A 5,893-nucleotide genomic window follows, 5' to 3' on the forward strand; every position below is an offset into this window, starting at 1 on the left:
GTATCGGTGAGCGACCCGGAGTTGGACGAATGGGGCCGGCCGGGCCAGTGGGTGCTCCCCGACATCCGCGCCGCGTCCGGCTCGCGCCGATCGACGAGCTGAGCGAAATGGACGGGTTTCGGCTGGCCCGCGTGTTTGAGACGCCGCTGGAGGACGGCCTGCCCCGCGTGGACCCGGCCCGGGGGCGGATGACCGACGTCGAGGAGCGCCGGCGGGAGCTGGGCTACCTCGAGGCCGCCACCCGTCATCGACGACTTCGGCACGCACTCCGGCGACCTGCTCGACCCGCGCCGCGCCGCCGCGATCCCCAACCGGTTCCTCACCGACGGGCGCTGGATCTGGGACGACTCGGTCGCGTGCTACCTGCGCTGGCACCTGGTGCCGCCGGAGCCGGACCTCCTAGCCTACATCGCCGCCGGCGGGCGCCGCCGCCGCCGGCGACCGCCCGCCGCCGGTCGACGCCACGACCGCCGCCGCGGCGCTGCAGGCGCTGACGAAGGCCGACGCGATCCACGTGGCCCAGCGCGACCGCTGGACGGTCGTGCAGCGACTGGCCGCCTCCCCGGACCGCTTCCGAAGGACATCCAACCTCCTTCCGGCAAAGCCGCGCGGCGAGGGGCGCCAGCGCCGGCCACCGCGTCGTCGATCAGGAGCCCTGCTCATCGATCCGCTCCGCTGCATCGAGCAAGTACTGGGGCAGCTTTGAACTGGCCGCCAGCACCTCGATACCAATAAGGCACCCCTTCTCGTCGAAGTCGAGGTTGATCATCCCCCCGACCTCGACCGGATCGCAGGGATGCATGCGCGCCACCTTCGTGCGCGCTTGCGGATCGCTGAAGTAGACATACGCCGCATTCGCCTTCTGATCGTATGTAACTCTAACGTCCGCCATGGTCAGCGCCCTCCACGGAGACGATTGATGTATGCCTGATCCACATTGGTCATCACAGTGTTTACGTTACCGTCGATGGTCTTGGCGACAAACACCTTGGATTTAGGATCATAGTAGCCCATCTTCCACTGATCCTCGTGATAGTAAGAGAAGGGCTCTCTCGCAAGAACGGCCTGAGCATCCCCTGCCGTAACCCCACGCTGCTCCAGACGCCGCGTCGCGTGGTCAAACCCGGTCGGGACAGCGGGATTTGCATAACAACTTTCAGGAAGTTCGATATCACGCAAACCTCGCCAGTGTCGCAACCGCGACATATGGTGCCCGTGAGATGCTAGATCGATGAACGGGAGTGTCCGATGCCCCCTGGCGTAGCGATCGATCTCGATGCGGACCGGCATGGTTCGGTACCGCGGCCGGGTCTGCGGCGGTGGGGTTGTGGCGTGCTCCTCGCAGGAATGATTGTGCTGCTCGGAGCCGCTCACCCTGCGAGGTCGTTGGCCCCGATCGTCGTGGTGCGTGGCGAAGGGGTCACGGCCGTTGACGGTGACAAGTCTGCGATGTACGTGATTTCGAGAAATGCGTTGGCGTCGTATCGAACGCTGGACGGGAGCCGGCGCTGGACGGTGCCTGTCGCGGCCGGAGCACAACTACTGGAGGTGGACGACACCCGGGTGGTCATCGGGGTTGACGATCCCTCGAGTAGAGCGAGGTCCATCGTCCTCGGGTTGGACGCCGTCACCGGCGCGCAGGTGTGGCAGCAAACCAGCTACGTGCCGGCGTTGTCCGGCTGCGCCTGCGCGGATGGGGTCGTTGTAGTAGAAAGGTATCCGCCGGACGGCGATCCAGAACAGGAGCGACAACGGTCGACCCCAGATCTGGCGGGCATCGACGTCCGCACCGGCGCCGTGCGCTGGTCGCTCGTTACACCACCTGAAAGCCGACGGAATTTTCCCCTGATACAACCCGATCGCGTCCAGATTATCGTGCTCGATCCGGATGGAAGTCTGCTTGTACATAGCGCTGAGACGGGCGAGGTCGTGCAGACCGTGCATCTGGAGTCTCCCAGGCCCGTCGCCGGTCTCGCACGCAATAGGAACCGGCTCCTGACCTACGAATCCGGGCTGGGCTCCATGGTCAACGGCCGTGTATTCGACCTCGCTACCGGCCGGATGCTGTGGGGACGTACGACAGCACCAAGCGGGGAAAGTCTCTGGTGGTGTGGGCGGGCCCTCTGCGCCCAGGAGCAGCACGGGCCGATCGTCGTCCTTGACCCCGACACCGGCCACGAGCAGTGGCACCTGGACGGATGGAAGAGTCTCAGCGGTGTCGGCGATCAGTATCTGCTGGCCACACCCTCGACGCCGGGCGGTGTCAATCTGGTCCTCGATGCGGCTTCCGGCAGAATTGTGCGCCGCATTGACGGGTGGCAGCCAATAGGAACCCGTTCCGGCACCCGGTTGCTTGTGAGCCGTGACGACGGTGCCAGCTCGCTTGTAGCGCGCCTGGACGTCAAGACCGGTGGCGTGACGGTGCTCGGACGTTCGGCAGGAAGGGCGTCCCCGCAAGCGTGCGTCTTCGTATCTACGTGGCTCGCGTGTCAAACGGACCAGGATCGGGTGTCGGTCTGGCCAGTCGCAGCGGCATGGGGCGACATCATCGCGGACCCGCCGTAGGCGGCACCGTCGTTCACGCCGGCTGCGGGGACCGCGGCCCGATGGCTGCCAGCCGGGCACGGATCTGTTCGAGGTCATCCCGCACGTGCAGTTCGTCAGGCAGGCCGGCGGCTCGCTGCCAGGCGGCCAGGGCCTCGCTGCACTCAAGTCGGCAGTTCAGCGCACCCGCCAGCGTTGACGTCCGTCACCCCGCGTGACCGATCCGGCCGAGACGGCGCACACGATCCGCGGCATGACAGAGCACGCGCATGAAATGTCGCAGACAGAACTATTCTGCTACATCCTTCCGCATGTCATGCAGTAGCCTCAACCAAGTAACGTAGTCGTCGGACGGTTCATCGTTCATGGCGTTTGTCAAGGGTCAGGACGAAGTGGCTCTGGCACAGACTTGGTGATCGCGAGTGGTCGATGGTAGATCCTCGCGGTGTCCATTGTGGAAGTTCTTGGGGTGGTCTTCCCCCACCTAGGGCAGCCGCACTTATCGGCGTGATTATGTTGTGGTTTGTCGGGCGAGTCGGGTGCGGTGGTGGAACCAGCGTGCTCGGGCTTGGTGGCGTCGTCGCCACCAGGTCCAGTGCAGGTGGTGCGCGTCGGTGTGTGGCCGGCGGGTGATGAGGATGAACAGCCGTTTGATCTCCGCGACGGTGAGCGCGGTCAGAGGGCGTTTTGTGAGGTTTTTGTAGTTCGTCATCGCTCGATGTCGTGATGTTGGAGTTGTGGCGGTGCCTGCCCGGCCGGGCGTGCGTTGGGCCGGGCGTGAGTGGGCGTAAGGCGTATCCGAGCGATCTGACCGACGAGCAGTGGGCGGTGATCGGCCCGTTCCTGGCTGCGTGGAAGGCGAAACACCCGTCGGTGTCCGGGCATCAGGGCCGCTACGAGTTGCGGGAGATCGTGAACGCGATCTTCTATCAGAACCGGACCGGTTGTCAGTGGGCGTACCTGCCGCACGATCTGCCACCGAAGTCCGCCACGTACTACTACTTCGCGCTGTGGCGCGATGACGGTACCGACCAGACGATCCATGACCTGCTGCGCTGCCAGGCCCGGGAGAGGGCCGGCCGCGCCGAGGATCCGACCGCGGTGGTGCTGGACACCCAGTCGGTCCGGGCGGCCAACCACGTCCCGGCCGTCACCACCGGCAAAGATGCCGCGAAACGGGTCCCGGGTCGCAAGCGCGGCCTCGCGGTGGACGCGCTCGGCCTGATCATCGCCGTGGTGGTGATGGCCGCCTCGGCCACCGACAACCAGATCGGCGTGCGGTTACTGGACCGGGTCGTGGCGCACACCCCGACGGTGACCAAGGCGTGGGTCGATGCCGGGTTCAAAGACGACGTGCAGATTCACGGTGCGGTCAACGGCATCGACGTCGAACAGGTCAAGCGGTCCGACACGAGGGCGGGGTTCGTGCCGGTCGCCAAGCGGTGGCTCGTCGAACAGGTGCACGGCACGCTGATGCTGCACCGCAGGCTCGTGCGCGAGTACGAGATCCGCCCGGCCTCCAGCGAATCGCGGACGGGAGTTGCCCCCTGATCTTGGACACTTGAACCTGGGATGTTGATGGTCCCGGGAGATCAGGAGTCCTGGAACACGATGGTGAATAAGCACTACCCGCCCGACTTCAAGGCCGACGCGGTGGCGTTGTACCGGTCTCGGCCGGGAGCGACGATCGCGCGGATCGCCGACGATCTGGGCGTCAATCGGGAGACGTTGCGTAGCTGGGTTCGGGCTGATGACCAGCGGCGGGCTGGCGGTCCGATGGTTTCGGCGAGGCCGCAGCCGGCCGGTTCGGTCGAGGAGGAGAACGCGCAGCTGCGGCGGCGGGTCCGCGAGTTGGAGGAGGAACGCGACATCCTGCGGAAGGCGGCCCGGTATTTCGCCGGGGAGACGCGCTGGTGAACCGCTTCCAGTTCGTCGCCGACCATCAGCAACGCTACGGCGTGAAGCGGTTGTGCCAGATCCTCGGGATCGCTCGTTCGAGCTTCTACTACTGGCAGGCCACGGCGCCGGCGCGGGCCGCGCGGGAGGCTGCGGACGCGGCTCTGGCGGTGCGGATCCGGGCGGTGCAGGCCGCGCACGACGGCACCTACGGGGCGCCGCGGATCACCGCCGAACTCAGCGACAGCGGGCCGCCGGTCAATCGCAAGAAGGTCGCCCGGGTGATGCGCCGCTACCGGATCCGGGGTCTGCGGCTGCGCCGGCGGGTACAGACCACGATCCCGGACCCGGCGGCGTCGAAGGCACCCGATCTGATCAGGCGGGACTTCACCGCCGCAGCGGTCAACCAACGCTATGTCGGTGACATCACCTACCTGCCTGTCGGTGAGCGCGGGTTCCTCTACCTGGCCACGGTCATCGACCTGCACTCACGCCGCCTGGCCGGCTGGGCGATCGCCGAGCATATGCGCACCGACCTGGTCATCGACGCCCTCAACGCCGCCCAGCGCACCCGGGGCAGCCTGGACGGGGCGATCATGCACACCGACCACGGAGCCCAGTACACGTCGAAGGTCTTCGCTGAAGCCTGTACTGCGGCCGGCGTCCGCCAGTCGATGAGCAAGGTGGGCAGCTCCGCCGACAACGCCCTGGCCGAGTCGTTCAACGCCACCTTCAAACGCGAAACCCTGCAAGGCCGCCGCGCGTTCACCGACGAACGCGAAGCCCGGCTGACCGCGTTCCGCTGGCTGCATCGCTACAACACCGTCCGCCGCCACTCCCGGCTCGGACAGCAATCCCCGATCACCTACGAAAACAACATCCGAACAGCACCAGCTACGCTGGCGCCAGCCGCATAAACCCCGTGTCCAAGATCAGGGGTCAAGCCCCGACCTGGTGGGCAGCCACCGCGAACCTGGTCCGCCGACTGACCGGCACTACCACCCGGTCCTGGCGGCACGCATGAACCACGAAGCATGAGCCACGAGCAGGTCCTGGGCCTGATCACCGCCCGCGAGAGCGCCGCTACCGTCCAGGCCGAGCAACTGCGCGAGCAGATCGCCGCGCTCGCCGAACAACTCGTCGTCGTGGACACCGAGCTGGCTGACCTCGCAACCACACGAAACACCCTGCTACGCCTCGCCGCCGCCGCGGGCACCGCCGGTGGCGGCTCGCCGACGGACGCGACCGTGGCCAGCCCGGCCTACCAACAGATCCTCGCCGTGTTCGCCACCACCGACCACAGTGGACACAGCGGACTCCGCGCCAAGGACATCTGCCACGCGCTCGGCACCGGCACCACCGCCAAGGACACCGAAGGGCTACGCGCCAAACTCAAACGCCTCGTCGCCCGCGGTGTCCTGACCGAGTCCGAGCCGGGCCTCTTCACCCTCAA

Annotated in this window: 6 protein-coding genes; 4 read left to right on the plus strand and 2 right to left on the minus strand. The window is 66.6% G+C overall.

Features of this window, described 5'->3' with window-relative positions; translation table 11 throughout:
* Positions 1-646: 646 nt before the first annotated feature.
* Both ABT297_RS42550 and ABT297_RS42555 read right to left on the minus strand, forming a co-directional pair.
* The gene (locus ABT297_RS42550) at positions 647-892 is read right to left on the minus strand and encodes a DUF2283 domain-containing protein (RefSeq protein WP_350559750.1); all 246 of its coding nucleotides are present in this window, start codon (positions 890-892) and stop codon (positions 647-649) included.
* A gap of 2 nt (positions 893-894) precedes the next feature.
* Complete coding sequence (locus ABT297_RS42555; protein WP_350559753.1) at positions 895-1,290, minus strand: hypothetical protein; 396 nt, start codon at positions 1,288-1,290, stop codon at positions 895-897.
* Between the two features lie 96 nt (positions 1,291-1,386).
* Here ABT297_RS42555 and ABT297_RS42560 point away from each other — a divergent pair, with 96 nt between their 5' ends.
* The 4 genes from ABT297_RS42560 to ABT297_RS42575 form a co-directional block, all read left to right on the plus strand.
* Positions 1,387-2,565: an outer membrane protein assembly factor BamB family protein gene (locus ABT297_RS42560; protein WP_350559756.1), complete on the plus strand. Its 1,179-nt coding sequence runs from the start codon at positions 1,387-1,389 to the stop codon at positions 2,563-2,565.
* A gap of 756 nt (positions 2,566-3,321) precedes the next feature.
* Entirely contained in the window at positions 3,322-4,095 is a 774-nt protein-coding gene (locus ABT297_RS42565) for an IS5 family transposase (RefSeq protein ID WP_350559759.1), read from the plus strand.
* 60 nt (positions 4,096-4,155) lie between these two features.
* Positions 4,156-5,357, plus strand: a protein-coding gene (locus tag ABT297_RS42570; RefSeq protein ID WP_502885726.1) for an IS3 family transposase whose coding sequence is annotated in 2 segments (ribosomal slippage) — positions 4,156-4,447 and positions 4,447-5,357 — 1,203 coding nt in all. Because the reading frame shifts where the segments join, the coding sequence is not laid out codon by codon here.
* Between the two features lie 117 nt (positions 5,358-5,474).
* Positions 5,475-5,893: hypothetical protein (locus ABT297_RS42575; RefSeq protein WP_350559762.1), on the plus strand; the 419-nt coding region annotated here is incomplete at its 3' end.

It is taken from the genome of Dactylosporangium sp. NPDC000555 (assembly GCF_040300025.1).
Classification (GTDB): domain Bacteria; phylum Actinomycetota; class Actinomycetes; order Mycobacteriales; family Micromonosporaceae; genus Dactylosporangium.

Bases quoted from the DNA above. Each gene is read 5' to 3' on its own strand.
- ABT297_RS42550 (WP_350559750.1), bottom strand. From the start codon at position 892: ATGGCGGACGTTAGAGTTACATACGATCAGAAGGCGAATGCGGCGTAT.
- ABT297_RS42555 (WP_350559753.1), bottom strand. From the start codon at position 1,290: ATGCCGGTCCGCATCGAGATCGATCGCTACGCCAGGGGGCATCGGACA.